13 protein-coding genes, 2 tRNA genes and 1 pseudogene are annotated in these 16,372 nt (G+C 70.3%); 2 read left to right on the top strand and 14 right to left on the bottom strand.

The features are described from left to right. Positions 1–15 precede the first annotated feature (15 nt). Positions 16–897 carry a rhomboid family intramembrane serine protease gene (locus ACRAKH_RS00080; RefSeq protein WP_380729746.1) on the bottom strand — a complete coding sequence of 294 codons (882 nt, stop codon included), beginning with the start codon at positions 895–897 and terminating at the stop codon, positions 16–18. Then, positions 898–1,446, bottom strand: coding sequence for a peptidylprolyl isomerase (locus ACRAKH_RS00075; RefSeq protein WP_380729744.1), 549 nt, complete (start codon positions 1,444–1,446; stop codon positions 898–900). 204 nt (positions 1,447–1,650) lie between these two features. Here ACRAKH_RS00075 and ACRAKH_RS00070 point away from each other — a divergent pair, with 204 nt between their 5' ends. Beyond that, positions 1,651–2,160, top strand: coding sequence for a hypothetical protein (locus ACRAKH_RS00070; protein ID WP_380729742.1), 510 nt, complete (start codon positions 1,651–1,653; stop codon positions 2,158–2,160). A gap of 54 nt (positions 2,161–2,214) precedes the next feature. Here the strand turns inward: ACRAKH_RS00070 and ACRAKH_RS00065 are convergent, their stop codons facing one another. Next, entirely contained in the window at positions 2,215–2,763 is a 549-nt protein-coding gene (locus ACRAKH_RS00065; RefSeq protein ID WP_380729740.1) for a DUF2020 domain-containing protein, read from the bottom strand. A gap of 166 nt (positions 2,764–2,929) precedes the next feature. On the opposite strand from ACRAKH_RS00065, the gene ACRAKH_RS00060 reads away from it, so the two are divergent. Beyond that, complete coding sequence (locus tag ACRAKH_RS00060) at positions 2,930–3,307, top strand: DoxX family protein (RefSeq protein WP_380729738.1); 378 nt, start codon at positions 2,930–2,932, stop codon at positions 3,305–3,307. Positions 3,308–3,725: 418 nt separating this feature from the next. Here the strand turns inward: ACRAKH_RS00060 and ACRAKH_RS00055 are convergent. From ACRAKH_RS00055 to dnaA, 11 genes and pseudogenes are all read right to left on the bottom strand, one after another. Beyond that, a tRNA-Ala gene (locus ACRAKH_RS00055) sits at positions 3,726–3,798 on the bottom strand. Between the two features lie 39 nt (positions 3,799–3,837). Then, positions 3,838–3,951, bottom strand: a pseudogene (locus ACRAKH_RS00050) (DLW-39 family protein); the annotation flags it as partial. Positions 3,952–3,986: 35 nt separating this feature from the next. Continuing rightward, positions 3,987–4,060, bottom strand: a tRNA-Ile gene (locus ACRAKH_RS00045). A 64-nt stretch (positions 4,061–4,124) separates the two neighbouring features. After that, positions 4,125–4,940, bottom strand: a complete 816-nt coding sequence (locus tag ACRAKH_RS00040; RefSeq protein WP_447009543.1) for a DUF3566 domain-containing protein — start codon at positions 4,938–4,940, stop codon at positions 4,125–4,127. A 26-nt stretch (positions 4,941–4,966) separates the two neighbouring features. Then, positions 4,967–7,480, bottom strand: a complete 2,514-nt coding sequence (gene gyrA, locus ACRAKH_RS00035) for a DNA gyrase subunit A (protein ID WP_380728596.1) — start codon at positions 7,478–7,480, stop codon at positions 4,967–4,969. 34 nt (positions 7,481–7,514) lie between these two features. Next, positions 7,515–9,485, bottom strand: a complete 1,971-nt coding sequence (gene gyrB, locus ACRAKH_RS00030; protein ID WP_380728598.1) for a DNA topoisomerase (ATP-hydrolyzing) subunit B — start codon at positions 9,483–9,485, stop codon at positions 7,515–7,517. 237 nt (positions 9,486–9,722) lie between these two features. Further along, the gene (locus ACRAKH_RS00025; RefSeq protein ID WP_380728600.1) at positions 9,723–10,223 is read right to left on the bottom strand and encodes a DciA family protein; all 501 of its coding nucleotides are present in this window, start codon (positions 10,221–10,223) and stop codon (positions 9,723–9,725) included. A gap of 118 nt (positions 10,224–10,341) precedes the next feature. Further along, entirely contained in the window at positions 10,342–11,457 is a 1,116-nt protein-coding gene (gene recF, locus ACRAKH_RS00020) for a DNA replication/repair protein RecF (RefSeq protein ID WP_380728602.1), read from the bottom strand. A 4-nt stretch (positions 11,458–11,461) separates the two neighbouring features. Continuing rightward, complete coding sequence (gene gnd / locus ACRAKH_RS00015) at positions 11,462–12,376, bottom strand: phosphogluconate dehydrogenase (NAD(+)-dependent, decarboxylating) (protein ID WP_380728604.1); 915 nt, start codon at positions 12,374–12,376, stop codon at positions 11,462–11,464. A gap of 41 nt (positions 12,377–12,417) precedes the next feature. Further along, positions 12,418–13,554, bottom strand: a complete 1,137-nt coding sequence (gene dnaN / locus ACRAKH_RS00010; protein WP_380728606.1) for a DNA polymerase III subunit beta — start codon at positions 13,552–13,554, stop codon at positions 12,418–12,420. Between the two features lie 1,267 nt (positions 13,555–14,821). Further along, a complete protein-coding gene (dnaA, locus tag ACRAKH_RS00005) occupies positions 14,822–16,372 on the bottom strand; it encodes a chromosomal replication initiator protein DnaA (RefSeq protein ID WP_380724027.1) in 1,551 nt (516 codons plus the stop codon).

Below are 16,372 nucleotides of genomic sequence, written 5' to 3'. Positions count from 1 at the left end.
GTGACCGGCGGCACGTCAGCCCAGCTGGCCGGTCCGCACGAACGCCATCACCACGATCAGCGCGAACGCGCCGCCGACCGCCAGGGCGTGCCACCGCTCCCGCCGCACCGCCGGCGCGTACACCAGCCCGGCCGTCACCGCCGAGCCGATCACGAACCCGCCGCCGTGCGCGAGCAGCGAGAGGTTGGGCTGGAAGAAGCTGAACACCGTGGCCAGGACGACCACGCTCAGCACGAAGCCGAAGTCGAACCGCCCCCGCACCGCGGCCAGCAGCAACGCGCCCATCAGGCCGTACACGGCGCCCGAGGCGCCCGCCACGCTCACGTCCACGCTGTCGAACAGGTACACGGCGAGCCCGCCGCCGAGCTGCGACAGCAGGTACACCGCCAGGAACCTCAGCCGGCCGAACTCCGGCTCCAGCTTCTGCCCCAGGATGTGCAGCGCGACCATGTTGAACGCCAGGTGCAACGGCCCCACGTGCAGGAACCCGTACGTGAGCAGCCGCCACCACTCGCCGAAGTACACCGCCGCCGGCCACATCTCCAGGTCGGCGAACTCCCGCGACTGGTAGTTCTCCCACAGCGAGCCCGCCAGCAGGGCGGACGCGAGGAACGCGACCACGTTCACCGCGATCAGCACCCGCGTGACGACCATGCCGCCGGTCACCTCGGCGCCGACGAACGTCCGCGGTCGGCGCACCGTGCGCCGGCCCTCGTTCACGCAGTCGACGCACTGGTAGCCCACGGACGCGTCGCGCAGGCACTCCGGGCACGAGGGCCGGTCGCAGCGGACGCACCGCAGCCCGGTGGCCCGATCGGGGTGGCGGACGCAGACCGGCTGGTCCGGCCGCGCCCCGACCGGCTCACCGGGCGGCGGGGAGTTCGGCGAATCGGCCACTCAGGCCCGCTCGACCGAGACCTTCTCGATCACCACGTCGGTGACGGGACGGTCGCCGGCGCCGGTCGGCAGCGCGCCGATCGCGTCCACGACGTTGCGCGACTCCTGGTCCGCGACCTCGCCGAAGATCGTGTGCTTGAAGTTCAGCCACGTGGTCGGCGCGACCGTGACGAAGAACTGCGAGCCGTTGGTGTTGGGGCCCGAGTTGGCCATCGCCAGCAGGTACGGCTTGTTGAACTGGAGCTCCGGGTGGAACTCGTCGGCGAACTTGTAGCCGGGGCCGCCGCGGCCGGTGCCGGTCGGGTCGCCGCCCTGGAGCATGAAGCCCGCGATCACGCGGTGGAAGATCGCACCGTCGTAGAACGGGCCGGTCTGCTCACCCTTCGCGTTGGGCTCGGAGTAGTTCTTCGTGCCCTCGGCCAGGCCGACGAAGTTGGCCACCGTCTTGGGAGCGTGGTCGGGGAAGAGGTTGATGCGGATGTCGCCCTGCGAGGTGTGCAGGGTCGCCGTCACCTTGGTCCCGACGAACGATTCGTTGCTGTCTGCCACGCACACCATCGTGCCATCACCGGGCGAGGTGGTTGGGGAAGGGGCACGATGGGTACAGCCTGGTACGTGACTGACCGACAGCTGCTGGAGCGAGATATGGATGAGGTAGACGCCATGACCCGGGCCGGGGAGTCGGTCGGCAAGGCGGTGCGCGCAGCCCGCCTCGGTGCCGTCCGCGCTGGTCACGTCGGTGCTAGCGCGGCCGTGCAACTCGCGGAACGCGCCGAGGGCAAGCTCGCCGAGCGCGGTGTGACCAAGGACTTCGTCCGGGGTGTCGTCGCCGACAAGGCGGGTCTGCTGGTGGAGAAGGCCGAAGAGGTCGAGAAGTCCACCCGCCGGAGCCGCAAGCAGCTCGCGAAGAGGGCCAAGGGCGTCCGCAAGGACGTCGTGAAGGCCGCCGAGCGGGCGCGCAAGGAGGCGAAGGTCCGCGCGAAGGACGTCCGCAAGGCCGCGAAGCAGGCGCGCAAGGAGATGGCGTCGGCCAAGCAGCCCAACCGCCGCCGCTGGCCGTGGGTGCTCGGCGTGTTCATCGCCGCCGCGGTCGCGGGGTACGTGGCGCTGACCAAGCGGCCGCAGGAGGTGCGGTTGCAGGAGGAGGACGTGGAGATCACGGCCGAGCCCACCGACCGCCCGACCACCACTCCGGGGGCGACGACCGAGACCGTGCACGCGGCCCGCAACGGCCAGGTCTCGGACCAGCACAGCCGCAGCTGACCGCCACCGGCACCTCGCGCCCGCCCCGCTCCGGGACGGGCGCGAAGCCGTGCGTCAGAGGCCGAGGTTGCCGACGACCGTCTCGGCGATCCGGCGCGTCTTGATCGTCTGCTTCTGGTTGCTGGTCACGACCACCGCCGCGCCGTCCTTGGAGACCGCGTAGACCGCGCCCGTGTCCGTGGTCACCGCCCCGCCCGTCCAGCCGTCGGGCGCCGTCGCCGGGTTGGACGACGCCACCGGCGCCGCCCGGTCGACCACGGCCTTCGCCGTCTCCGGGTCGCCCTGGAACACCCAGACGGACAGCTGCACGTCCTTGGCGTTCGCGTAGAAGAAGCACGCCGGGTTGGGCCGGTCTGCGGACAGCCGAACCCTCGGCGCGAGCTGGCCGTTCGCCTCCTGCACGAAGGAGGACGCCAGGTAGGGGCACTGGCCGTCGGCGGTCGGCTCCGGCACGGGTGGCGGTCCGGCGGGTGTCGTGGTCGTCGTGGTCGCCGCCGCGCTGGTCGTGGCGGGAGGGGCCGCGGCGGGTTCGGCGGTGCCGCAGGCGGTCAAGGCGCCGATGACCAGCAGGGAAGGCAGGGTGGTGTGCAGCACTCGGTTCATAGGGCAGCCAGTCAATCAGATGCAAGAAGGTGAATCGACACCGTGACCACCTAGGCACATAACGTCATGCCCGTTAGCGTTGTCCTCACCCTGCCGGCCGCCCCTGCAATGTGAGGACTGAGTCAAGATGACCATCTTTGACCGCGGTCGAGACCAAGCCATCGCTGTGTTCCGGATTGTGATCGGCGTGCTGTTCATGTGCCACGGCGCGCAGAAGCTGTTCGGCGTGCTCGGGTCCAAGGGTGCCGTGTCGATCACCGACTGGCCTGCCGGCCCGGCCGGTCTGATCGAGTTCGTCGGTGGCGCGATGATCGTCATCGGCCTCGGCACCCGGTACGCCGCGCTGCTCTCTTCCGGTGCGATGGCCTACGCGTACTTCGTCGTCCACCAGCACGCCGGGCTCCTGCCCATCCAGAACAAGGGCGAGCTGGCCGCGGTGTACGCGTGGGTGTTCCTGCTGCTGGCGTTCACCGGTCCCGGCGCTTGGGCCGTGGACAAGGTGATCGCCGCGCGCAAGCGGGAACAAGCGTTGGTCAACGCGTAACAGTGGGCAGAACGAGGGCCCGCACCCAGCGGCATTGGGTGCGGGCCCTCACTTGTTGCCTTCCGCGATCGCGGCCCCGGCGAACCGGGACCACACTCCCAGTAAACACGAGACCCGAAACTTTCGCCCCCGCCCGACGGGGTCAAACCTTCACAGTCACCGAACGCCCCCAGACGGCCCACCGCTCAGCCCGCCACCGGCGACTCCACCACGTGGCCTTCCGGCCCGCAGTCCGGGCACCAGCGGCCCCACTTCGTGGCCCCCCAGCCCGCAGTCGCGGGGGTCCGGGGGCGCAGCGCCCCGGAGGGGGTTCCGGGGGTGAAGCCTCCCGGGCGAGGCCTGGGGGTCGCACCCCCAGAAAAAGCGACGAGCGAGGCAGGTTCGCGCTTTCCGCGAACACACCTCGCTCATGAGCTCGTGGAGACGAGGGGAATCGAACCCCTAACCCCCGCCTTGCAAAGGCGGTGCTCTGCCAATTGAGCTACGTCCCCTCACGGGGGCGGCAGATGGACCGCCCTCGCGGGTCAGACCGTGGGAGCCGTGGCCTCGCGCCACAAGTCGTCGTCGGCCTTGGCCGAGCGGCTGCGCTTGACGAAGAACAGGACCGCACCGGCGACTGCGACTAGTGCGATGATCTTCTTCACGGCGATTCCCCTCTGCAACACCTGTGAACTTCCGGTGGGCCTAGGAGGACTCGAACCTCCGACCTCTTCGTTATCAGCGAAGCGCTCTAACCGTCTGAGCTATAGGCCCTCGGGGCAACGACGGCAAGACTACAGCACCTCCCGTCGCCGCCCCAAATCGGGTGGTGACCCGGTCACTCGCGCTCGGACAAGGTCACTTCCAGGCCGCCCGCAAGATCAGCCGACACGTTGTAGACGAACGACCCGACGGTCGCCAGGGCGGTGAACAGGACGATGTTCACCGCGCCCACGATGGCCGCCACGCCGAACACGCGACCGGCGCTGATCAGCGGGTCACCGCTGGGCTCGTTGCCCTGGAGCAGGTCGTTCGCGGTGTTGTTGATCTTGTCCCACACGCCCATGCCGTTCAGCACGCCGTACAGCACGCCGACCGCCACGAGCCAGACGAAGAACAGCGCCACGCTCAGCACCAGGGCCAGCTTCAGCACCGACCACGGGTCGACCCGCTTGACCTGCAGGCTCGCCCGGCGCGGCCCGCGCCCCGGACGGCGGGCCGACGGCGCGGCGGCCGGACGACCGCCGTTGGCCGCGCCCAGGTTCACCTGCGTGCGGGCGCCGCCGGGCGCGGCCGAGCCGGTCACGACGGGCCGCGCCACGGCCACCGTGTCCGGGTCGTTCGCCGGGTACGCCGGCTGCTGCGCCTCGACGGTCTGCTGCTCCGGGGGCGACATCAGGTCGTCCGGGCCGACCTGCTGCGCCTCGGCGTACTGGGCGTCGGTGGTCACGCGCTGCCACGGCGGCGGCGCGGCGGCGTGGTGGTCGTCCCGGGCCGCTTCCTTGGCGTCCCGGTCCGCCGCCGGCGCCTCGGGCTGCTCGGACGCCCCCGAGGCGTCGACCGCCGGCTTCTCGGCGCCGTCCGCCGGTGTCGGCTCGGCACCGGGCCGGGTGATCACCGCGGTCTTGTCCTCTGGCTTCTCGGGTGGAGTCACGAGCAGTCCTCAACCTCTCGTTCGCGCTAGTTCGCAGGCTCAGCCTGGTCGTCCCCGTCACCACTGGTGACGTCGGTGGGCTCATCCGCGTTGCGCGCCACCGCGATCAGGGTGGTCCCCTCGCCGAGGTTCATCAACCGGACGCCCTTCGTCTGCCGTCCTGCCTTGCGCACCTCCTTGGCACTGGTCCTGATGACCCCGCCCGAGGAAGTGATCGCGTACAGCTCGTCGTCGACGTCGACGATGAGCGCGCCGACCAGCCTCCCACGCCTGCGGTCGTGCTGGATGGTGAGCACACCCTTGCCACCACGACCCTGGACGGGGTAGTCCTCGATCGGCGTGCGCTTGGCGTACCCGCCGTCGGTCGCCACCAAAACAAACAAACCCTCTTGGACGACACCCATCGACAGCAGCTCGTCGCCGCTGTTGAACCGCATGCCCAGGACGCCGGACGTGGCCCGGCCCATCGGGCGCAGCGCCTCGTCGCTCGCGTGGAACCGGATGGACTGGCCGTCCTTCGAGACGAGCAGCAGGTCGTCGGTCGCCGAGCACAGCACCGCGCCGACCAGCTCGTCGTCGTCACGCAGGTTGATGCCGATCAGGCCACCCGACCGGTTGGAGTCGAAGTCCGACAGCTTCGACTTCTTGACCAGGCCCTTCTTGGTGGCGAGCACCAGGTACGGCGCCACGTCGTAGTTCTTGATCTGGATGACCTGGGCGATCTCCTCCTCCGGCTGGAACGCCAGGAGGTTCGCCACGTGCTGGCCGCGCGCGTTGCGGTTGGCCTCGGGCAGCTCGTAGGCCTTCGCCCGGTACACCCGGCCCTTGTTCGTGAAGAAGAGGATCCAGTCGTGCGTGGAGCACACGAAGAAGTGCTGCACGATGTCGTCCTGCTTGAGCTGGGCGCCCTGGACGCCCTTGCCGCCGCGCTTCTGCGAGCGGTACAGGTCGGTCTTCGTGCGCTTCGCGTAACCCGTCCGAGTGATCGTGACGACGACGTCCTCGACCGCGATCAGGTCTTCCATGGACACGTCGCCGTCGAACGGCACGATCCGGGTGCGCCGGTCGTCGCCGTGCTTGTCCACGATCGCCATCAGCTCTTCGCGCACGATCGCGCGCTGCCGCTCCGGCTTGTCGAGGATGTCCTTGTAGTCGGCGATCTCCAGCTCGATCTCGGCCAGCTGGTCGACGATCTTCTGCCGCTCCAGGGCCGCCAGGCGGCGGAGCTGCATCTCCAGGATCGCGTTGGCCTGGATCTCGTCGACGTCGAGCAGCTCCATCAGGCCGGTGCGCGCCACCTCGGGCGTGTCCGACCGGCGGATCAGCGCGATCACGGCGTCGAGCTGGTCGAGCGCCTTGACCAGGCCGCGCAGCAGGTGGGCCCGCTCCTCGGCCTTGCGAAGCCGGAAGCGCGTGCGCCGGACGATGACCTCGATCTGGTGCTTCACGTAGTGCCGGATCATCTGGTCCAGGCGCAACGTGCGGGGCACGCCGTCGACGAGCGACAGCATGTTCACCCCGAAGGAGTACTGCAGCTGGGTGTGCTTGTAGAGGTTGTTCAGCACGACCTTGGCCACCGCGTCGCGCTTCAGCGTGATCACGATGCGCATGCCGGAACGCCGGTTGGACTCGTCGGCGATGTTGGCGATGCCGGTGAGCTTCTGGTCGCGGACCAGGGTGGCGATGTTCTCGACCAGGTTGTCCGGGTTCACCTGGTAGGGCAGCTCGGTGACGACCAGGATCGTGCGGCCCTTGGTGTCCTCGTCGATCTCCACGACGGCGCGCATCTTCACCGAGCCGCGGCCGGTGCGGTACGCGTCCTCGATGCCCGCCGTGCCCAGGATCTGCCCGTACGTCGGGAAGTCGGGGCCCTTGATGCGGGCGATCATCGCTTCGAGGGTCTCCTCGTCGGAGGCCTCGGCGTTGTCCAGCGCCCACACGACGCCCTCGGCGACCTCGCGGAGGTTGTGCGGCGGGATGTTGGTCGCCATGCCGACCGCGATGCCCGAGCTGCCGTTGATGAGCAGGTTGGGCACGCGCGACGGCAGGACCGTCGGCTCCTGGATGCGGCCGTCGTAGTTGTCGCGGAAGTCGACCGTCTCTTCCTCGATGTCGGCCAGCATGTGCATGGCCAACGGCGTGAGCCGGCACTCGGTGTACCTCATGGCGGCTGCCGGGTCGTTGCCCTGGGAGCCGAAGTTGCCCTGGCCGTCGATCAACGGGTAGCGCAGCGCCCACGGCTGGGCGAGGCGGACCAGCGCGTCGTAGATCGCGGAGTCGCCGTGGGGGTGGTAGTTGCCCATCACGTCGCCGACCACGCGGGCGCACTTGTTGTAGGCGCGGTCCGGGCGGAAGCCCGAGTCGAACATCGAGTACAGCACGCGGACGTGGACGGGCTTCAGGCCGTCGCGCACGTCGGGCAGCGCTCGTCCCACGATCACGCTCATCGCGTAGTCGATGTACGAGTTCTGCATCTCCTGCTGGATGTCGCGCGGCTCGGTGCGGTCTCCACCGGCCGGGGGCAGCGTCGTCTCGCTCAAGGTTCTACTTCCTTAACAGGGGCCGGGGAGAGGATCAGACGTCGAGGAACCGCACGCCCTTGGCGTTGCGGGTGATGAAGGAGCGGCGGGCTTCCACGTCCTCGCCCATCAGCACGCTGAACAGCTCGTCGGCCGTCGCGGCGTCGTCCATCGTCACCTGCAGCAGCACCCGGTTGGCCGGGTCCATCGTGGTCTCCCACAGCTCGGCGGCGTTCATCTCGCCGAGGCCCTTGTAGCGCTGGATGTTGTCTTCCTTGCCGATCTTCTTGCCGGCGGCGAGGCCCGCTCGGAGGAGGCCGTCGCGCTCGCGGTCGGAGTAGGCGTACTCCGGGTCGGCCCGCTGCCACTTGATCTTGTAGAGCGGCGGCTGCGCGAGGTACACGTGGCCGTGCTCGATCAGCGGGCGCATGAAGCGGAACAGCAGGGTCAGCAGCAGCGTGCGGATGTGCTGGCCGTCCACGTCGGCGTCGGCCATCAGCACGATCTTGTGGTACCGCAGCTTGCTGAGGTCGAAGTCCTCGTGGATGCCCGTGCCGAACGCCGTGATCAGCGACTGGACCTCGTTGTTCTTCAGCACGCGGTCGATGCGCGCCTTCTCCACGTTGATGATCTTGCCCCGGATCGGCAGGATCGCCTGGAACATGGAGTCCCGGCCCTCCTTGGCCGAGCCGCCCGCGGAGTCGCCCTCCACGACGTAGATCTCGCACTCCTCCGGGTTGGTGGAGCGGCAGTCCTTGAGCTTGCCGGGCAGGCCGCCGATGTCCAGCGCGCCCTTGCGGCGCACCAGCTCACGAGCCTTGCGGGCGGCGATGCGGGCCTGCGCCGAGGAGACCGCCTTGGTGACGATCGTCCGCGCCTCGTTCGGGTGACGCTCGAACCAGTCGGCCAGGTGCTCGTTGGTCGACTTCTGCACGAACGACTTGGCCTCGCTGTTGCCCAGCTTGGTCTTCGTCTGGCCCTCGAACTGCGGCTCCTTGAGCTTGACCGAGATGATCGCGGCCAGGCCCTCGCGGATGTCGTCGCCGGTGAGGTTGCTGTCCTTCTCCTTCAGCAGCTTCTTGTCGCGCGCGTACTCGTTGACCACGCGGGTCAGCGCGGCGCGGAAGCCCTCCTCGTGCGTGCCGCCCTCGTGGGTGTTGATCGTGTTGGCGAACGTGTACACCGACGGCGTGTAGCCGGTGTTCCACTGCATCGCCACCTCGACCTCGAGGTCCTCGCCCTTGGCCTCGAACGAGACGACCTTCTGGTGCACGGCCTCGCGGGTGTGGTTGATGTGGCGGACGAAGTCCTCCAGGCCACCCGGGTAGTGGAAGGTGCGCTCGCGCACGGCGGCCACGTGGCCCTCGGCGTCCGCGACCGCGTCCTCGTCCCGCACGCGCTCGTCGCGCAGGATGATCGTGAGGCCCTTGTTGAGGAAGGCCATCTCCTGCAGGCGGCGCGAGATCGTCTCGATGTTGTAGTCGGTGGTCTCGAAGATCTGCGGGTCGGCCCAGAACGTGATCGCCGTGCCGGTCTCGTCGGTCGGCTCGCCCTTGGTCAGCTCGTGCGCGGGCTTGGTGTTCTCGAAGCGCTGGTTCCACGTGAAACCCTGACGCTTGACCTCCACGTCCACTGCGGTGGACAGCGCGTTCACCACGGAGATGCCGACGCCGTGCAGACCGCCGGACACCGCGTAGGAGTCGCTGTCGAACTTGCCGCCGGCGTGCAGCTTGGTCAGCACGACTTCGAGCGTGGGCCGCTTCTCCACCGGGTGCATGTCGATCGGGATGCCGCGGCCGTCGTCGATCACCCGGACACCGCCGTTGGCCAGAAGCGTCACGTCGACCACGGTGGCGTGACCGGCCATCGCCTCGTCGACGGAGTTGTCCACGACCTCCTGGATCAGGTGGTGCAGCCCTCGTTCGCCGGTGGACCCGATGTACATGCCTGGCCGCTTGCGGACCGCCTCCAAGCCCTCGAGGACGGTGATCGAAGACGCGCTGTACTCATTCTTCTTGGCTGCCACGGGCTCGGTGTCTCCTCAGACTTCTAGCGACTGCGATCGTCGCCTGGCGACGCTGGGGTCACGCTACCCCTCGATCCTACCGGGGCAGCGACGCAGAAACCCACCAAGGACACCCCTGGTTCGCTCACAGGCGGCCGGAAGTGAACGCAGATGGGTGCCGACGGCCGTTCACGGGGTCAAAATCGACTGGTGAGCGCTCATCGCGCCACAGAATCGCCGCTGCGGCCCTGACGTCGCTCACCCGTAGGTGTCACGGGGTCCGCGGCCCGGAACGTGCCTGGGGCCGTACCGCCAGCTCGGCGCCGCCGGACCCTGGACCTTCAGCGTCTTCACCACGCCGTTGCCGACCCCGGCGGCGATGCGCTTCAGCAGGTCGCGCTGGAGCAGCCGCAGCTGGGTCGCCCACGCCGTCGAGTCGGCCTGCACCGTCAGCTCGCCGTCACTGAACGCGACGGGCTGCGCGTGCTCGGCCACGTCCTCACCGACCAGTTTCCCCCACCGCGCGAACACCTGGCCACCCGCCAGCCGCTCCGCCCAGCCCCGGTCGGCGGCGATCCGGGCGGCCAGCCGGCCCAGCGGCTGGGGGTCGCGGTCGTCCGGGCCGGGCCCCGACCAGCGACGTCGCCGACGACGACCGGCGGGAGCCGCCCCGCCCTTGCGGACACCGCGCGCGCCGCGCTCCTTCGCCGAGGCGCGGGCTGCCTCCAGCGCGGCGCGGGCGAGGTCCGCACCCCTCAATCCACTCGTCGGAGTGACGTGGGCTGTGGATATGTCCGGTTTTTCCGGCGAGTTATCCACACCATCCACAGGGTTGTCCCCAGATGTGGGGCCGCTCACACCCGATTGGGGCAGTTGGTCAGACACGACGCACCTCCCCGTGGCCAACGTCGAACCGGGCGCCGTCCAGCTCGTCCGGCACGTCCTCCGCGACCGCGGCGGTGATCAACACCTGCTCGGCGCCGGCCGCCACCTTCGCCAGCTGCCGCCGCCTGCCGCGATCCAGTTCCGCGAACACATCGTCCAGCACGAGCACCGGTTCGGCGCCCTCGACACGCAGCAGCTCGTACCCGCCGAGGCGCAGCGCCAACGCGAAGGACCACGACTCTCCGTGACTGGCGTAGCCCTTCGCGGGCAGCTCGCCCAGCGCCAGGTCGAGGTCGTCGCGGTGCGGCCCGACCAGGCACACGCCCCGCTCGACCTCCTGCCCGCGCACCCGGTGCAGCTCGGCGAGCAGCGCGTCCTCCAGCACCTCCCGGTCGTGCGAGTCCGGAAACGCCTCACCCAGGCTCGACCGGTAGGCGATGCGCGCCGGCCGCGACTCCGGCGCCACCTCCGCGTACGCCGCGGCGACGTGCGGCGCGATGTCGGCGACCAGGTCCAGCCGCGCGGCCAGCAGCTCCGCGCCGTGCCGCGCCAGGTGCCCGTCCCACACGTCGAGGGTGCCGAGGTCCGCACCCCGCGACGCGCGCACGCTCTTCAGCAGCGCGCCCCGCTGCTTCAGCACCCGCTCGTAGTCGCCGCGCACGCCCGCGTACCGGGGCGCGCGCGTCGTCAGCAGCTCGTCGAGGAACCGCCGCCGCTCGCCGGGGTCGCCGCGCACCAGCGCCAGGTCCTCCGGCGCGAACAGCACCGTGCGCAAGATGCCCAGCACGTCGCGCGGACGCGGCACCGGGCCGCGGTTGATCCGCGCCCGGTTCGCCTTGCCCGGCGTGATCTCCAGCTCGACCAGCAGCTCGCGACCCTCGTTCACCACCGCCGTGCGGACGACCGCGCGCGGCGCGCCGTGCCGGATCAGCGGCGCGTCCGTGGCCACCCGGTGCGAACCCAGGGTGGCCACGTACCCCAGCGCCTCGACCAGGTTCGTCTTGCCCTGGCCGTTGCGCCCGACCAGCACGCTCACCCCCGGCTCGAACGCCAGGTCCGCGTGCTCCCACGACCTGAAGTCGGTGACTTGCAGGTGCCGCACGTACAACGGGTCAGCTCTGCGTCGAGCCAGAACCGGACGTGGGACCGGCGGTCTGCACGGCGTGGCCACCGAACTGGTTGCGCAGCGCCGCCACCGCGCGCATCGCCGGCGAGTCCTCTTGGCGGGAGGCGAACCGGGCGAACAGCGCGGCGGAGATCACCGGCGCGGGCACCGCGTGCTTGATCGCCTCCTCGACGGTCCACCGGCCCTCGCCGGAGTCCTCGACGTGGCCGCGCAGGTCGTCCAGCTCCGGGTCCGACTCCAGCGCCCGGACGAGCAGGTCCAGCAGCCACGAGCGGACCACCGTGCCGCGCTGCCACGCCTTGATCGTCGCCGGCACGTTCTCCACCAGCTTCGACGCCTCCAGCAGCTCGAAGCCCTCGGCGTAGGCCTGCATCAGGCCGTACTCGATGCCGTTGTGGACCATCTTCGCGAAGTGGCCCGCGCCGATCCGGCCCGCGTGCGCGAAGCCCTCCTCGCGCGGACCCTCCGGACGCAGCGCGTCGAAGATCGGCATGGCGCGCTCGACGTGCTCGGCGTCGCCGCCGACCATCAGGCCGTAGCCGTTCTCCAGGCCCCACACGCCACCGGACACGCCGGCGTCCATGTAGCCGATGCCCTTGTCGGCCAGCGCCTTGGCGTTGACCTCGTCGTCGGTGAAGCGGGAGTTGCCGCCGTCGATCACCAGGTCGCCCGGCTCCAGCAGGTCGCCGAGGTCGGCGATCGTCTGCCGGGTGATGTCACCGGCCGGGACCATGACCCACACCAGGCGCGGTGCGGCGAGCTTGCCCACCATGTCGGCGAGCGAGTCGGCGTCCGAGACTTCCGGGTTGCGGTCGTAGCCGACCACCTCGTGCCCCGCGCGGCGAATCCGCTCGCGCATGTTGAAGCCCATCTTGCCGAGGCCGACGAGTCCGAGCTGCACGGTCGTTCCTCTTCCCTAGCGTCTGTGGATGGCGTTGTGGATCAGCCGGGCAGGCGCACGGGCATCAACAGGTAGAGGTAGCCCGGCGCCACGTTCCCATCCTCGTCCACCGGCTTCAGCAGTGCGGGCCGACTGGGTGTGGTGAAGGACAAGTGCGCCTTCGGCGTGCGGACGGCCTGGAGCCCGTCGTGGAGGTAGGTCGGGTTGAACGCGATCGTCACCGGCTCGCCGGTGTAGTCGACCGGCAGCTCCTCCTCGGCGCTGCCCTCGTCGTCACCGCCGGCGGACAGGCGCAGCGTGCTGTCGACGAACTCCAGCCGGACCTGCGTGCCGCGCTCGGCGACCAGCGACACGCGCTTGATCGCCTGCACCAGCGCGTCGACCTCGATGATCGCGGCGGCCGAGTGCTCGGTGGGCAGCAGCTGGCGGTACTTGGGGAAGTCGGCGTCGAGCAGGCGGGTGGTCGTGCGGCGGCCCGTGCCGGACAGGCCGAGCAGGCCGTCGTTCGCGGCGAGGGACAGCTCGATCTTCGCGCCGGACGCGCCCAGCGTCTTCGCGGAGTCGTTCAGGGTCTTCGCCGGGACGAGCACGGCGACCTCGCCGAGCGACTCGTTCGGCTCCCACGGGAACTCGCGCATGGCGAGCCGGAAGCGGTCCGTGGCGACGAGGGTCAGCTTCCCCTCGCCGATCTCCAGCCGGACGCCGGTCAGCATCGGCAGCGTGTCGTCCTTGCCCGCCGCGACGGCGACCTGGTTCACGGCCTCGCCGAAGATCTCGCCGGGCAGCTCCCCGGCGAGCTGCGGCATGGACGGCAGCTGCGGGTAGTCCTCGACCGGCATGGTCGGCAGGCTGAAGCGGGCGCTGCCGCACGAGATCGTCATCCGCGACCCGTCGACCGCGATCTCCACCGGGTGGTTCGGGAGCGCCTTGGTGATGTCCGCCAGGAGCCGGCCGGAGACGAGCGCCTTGCCGCCGTCGGCGATCGTGGCGGGGACGCCGCACTGGGCGGACACCTCGTAGTCGAACCCGGAGACCGTCAGCGCCTCGCCGGAGCCGTCCTCCGCCCCGGCGTCGAGCAGGACGCCACCGAGCACCGGGACAGGCGGCCTGGACGGCAGGCTGCGGGCGACCCAGGCGACGGCGTCGGCCAAGCCGTCGCGCTCGACGCGGATCTTCATGAGGCGTCCTTCCTCAAGTCGGCATGACCAACAACAGCATGCGTTGCGGTGGGGGTTGGGGAGCCGCGTCCCTCGCCGGATCTTCCGACCCACGGCGCGGAGGCTCCCCACCGTAGAGCGTCGGGGCCGACTTCGTCACCTCGGGGCGACCCCCGGGGCAAGGCGCTGCCGAGCGTCCGTCCCCGGGCTCGACCACCGCCTGTTTTTTCTTTGTTCATCTCTTCAAGGGAAGACAACAGCAACAGCAGTAGGGGCTGTGGATTGTGTGGACAACCTCTGTTCTCGCAGCGTGTCGCCCACTTGGAGGTGTGGATGGGCACGGGGTGTCACCCGGGGACAAGTCGGCGCACCCGGGGAGAACTATGGGGATGGTCCGTTCGGTCCACAGGCAGGCCGAGTTGTCCCCGGGTTAATCCCCGGGTGTGGGCCGAGTTGTACCCGGGTGCTGCACAGGGTGATCGTGGCGCGGATCTCGCCCGTCGGGGCGGCTTTTCGAGCCTGTGGACAACTCGCGCCCGGCCGTTCACCTGCGCTTCCACCGGCCGGTCCGGGCCGTGAACCCCGTGCGGGGCCTCGTTTCGCCGCCCACCCGGTCCCGATGTCCACGTTTGGGCGACATGCCGATGTGACCCTGGGGATTGCCCGAAACCCGACTTCTACACCCGGGTTTCCGCCCCCGCGGTCCGCCCCCGCGGGCGCCGCACCCGGGTGCGACCGGCCCGCCACCCGCCGACCCCGGCGCACCCGGGTGCGGTTCGAGCCGTCCCCGGGTGCGAGCGCCGGCACCCGGGGACGGCGGACGCGGGTGGGGTCGCGATGGGGCGGGGTCGCGATGGGGCGGGGTCGCGAACCGGCGAGGGCGCGAACGGGGGTCGTGGACCGGGCGGGACGGGCGGCTGCCGGATTCCATGAGAAGGCTGCCGGGTCGCGGCGGCGCGGACGGACGGGCGGCGGCCCGGAGCGGTGGGCCGGCGGTGCCTCGGAGCGGTGGGTTGAAGCCACGGACCCGGTTGGACTCGCCCGGCCTGGGCGCACCCGTCCGACTCAGACCCGATCCGCCCGCTGTGCCCTCTTCACCCGGTCGCCGCCTCCTGCCGTCGCACCGAGGCCACCAGCCCCGGCTCGACCGCTCAGATCCGGCTGGGGTGTGGCGTGAGCCCGGCTGCGGCGAGGCCGCCCAGCGCACGCCGGGGCGCCGGAGGTGGGTCCGGTGAGGTCAGCGGTGTGCGCGGCGTGCGCAGTGGGGGCGCAAGCGTTTGCGGGGAGGTCAGGGGGTGTGACGGGCGCGCTGCTTGATGCGCGACGTCAGCTCCTGGACCTGCTCGTACACCCGGCGGCGCTCGGCCATCTCCTTGCGGATCTTCTTGTCCGCGTGCATGACCGTCGTGTGGTCGCGGCCGCCGAAGGTCTGACCGATCTTCGGCAGCGAGAGGTCCGTCAGCTCACGGCACAGGTACATCGAGATCTGCCTCGCCTGCGCCAGCACCTTGGTCTTGCCCGGGCCACAGAGATCGTCTATGGACACGCTGAAGAACTCCGCCGTCACGGCCATGATGGTCGGCGCGGTGATCTCGGGGGCGTGCGAGTCCGGGATGAGGTCGCGCAGCACTATCTCCGCCAGCTGCACGTCGACCGGCTGCCGGTTCAGCGAGGCGAACGCCGTCACGCGGATCAGGGCGCCTTCGAGCTCGCGGATGTTCCGCTCGATCCGCGCCGCGATGAACTCCAGCACCTCGGCCGGCGCGGCGAGGCGGTCCTGGGCCGCCTTCTTCCGCAGGATCGCGATCCGGGTCTCCAGCTCGGGCGGCTGGATGTCCGTGATCAGGCCCCACTCGAACCGCGTCCGCAGCCGGTCCTCCAACGTCTCCAGCCGCTTGGGCGGCCGGTCGGACGACACGACGATCTGCTTGTTCGCGTTGTGGAGCGTGTTGAACGTGTGGAAGAACTCCTCCTGCGTGCCTTCCTTGCCCTCCAGGAACTGGATGTCGTCGACGAGCAGCACGTCGATGTCCCGGTACCGGCGCTGGAAGGCGACCTTGCGGTCGTCGCGCAGGGAGTTGATGAAGTCGTTCGTGAACTCCTCGGTCGACACGTACCGCACGCGCATGCCGGGGAACAGCCGCTGCGCGTAGTGCCCGACGGCGTGCAGCAGGTGCGTCTTGCCGAGCCCGGACTCGCCCCAGATGAACAGGGGGTTGTACGCGCGGGCGGGCGCCTCGGCCACGGCCACGGCCGCGGCGTGCGCGAAGCGGTTGGACGCGCCGATGACGAACGTGTCGAAGTTGTACTTCTCGTTCAGCCGGGTCTGCGACGCCACGGGGTTCGCCGGCCGGGTGTACGGGGTGCCGCTCGGCGCGGCGTGGCCGCCGCCGAACGTGGGCCAGATCTCGGTGACGGCGGCGAGCGCCTCGCCCTCTTCGTCGACCTCGTCGCCCTCGCCCTCGGCGTCACCCTCGGTCTCGGCCTCGACGACCAGGCCGCCGCCGCCGACGGGCACCGGGGCCGGCATCGCGACCGGCACGGCGCCGGGCACCGCGATCGGTCCGGTCAGGGGGTCGGGCGAGTCGACCTTCACGGCCAGCGACACGGCACGGCCGAGGCGACGCGACAGCGCCGCGGTGATGGGTTCGCGGAGCGCGCGCTCGATGGCTTCCTTGGCGAAGTCGCTCGGCGCGGCGAGCAGGGCGGTCCCGTCGAGCAGCCCGATGGGTCTGGTCACGCGCATCCACGCGCGTTGCTGGGGAGACAACGTGCTGGCGGCTAGCTCCTGCACGACCTGCTCCCACACGAGACCCAGATCGGCCTGGTGGTCGGACAC

The sequence above is a fragment of the Saccharothrix hoggarensis genome (genome assembly GCF_052936025.1).
Note: the sequence above shows the minus strand (reverse complement) of the source record. Positions and strands in the feature narration are given on the sequence as shown.

Coding starts and splice junctions, on each gene's coding strand:
- dnaN (WP_380728606.1), bottom strand. CDS start 13,554: ATGAAGATCCGCGTCGAGCGCGACGGCTTGGCCGACGCCGTCGCCTGG.
- ACRAKH_RS00065 (WP_380729740.1), bottom strand. CDS start 2,763: ATGAACCGAGTGCTGCACACCACCCTGCCTTCCCTGCTGGTCATCGGC.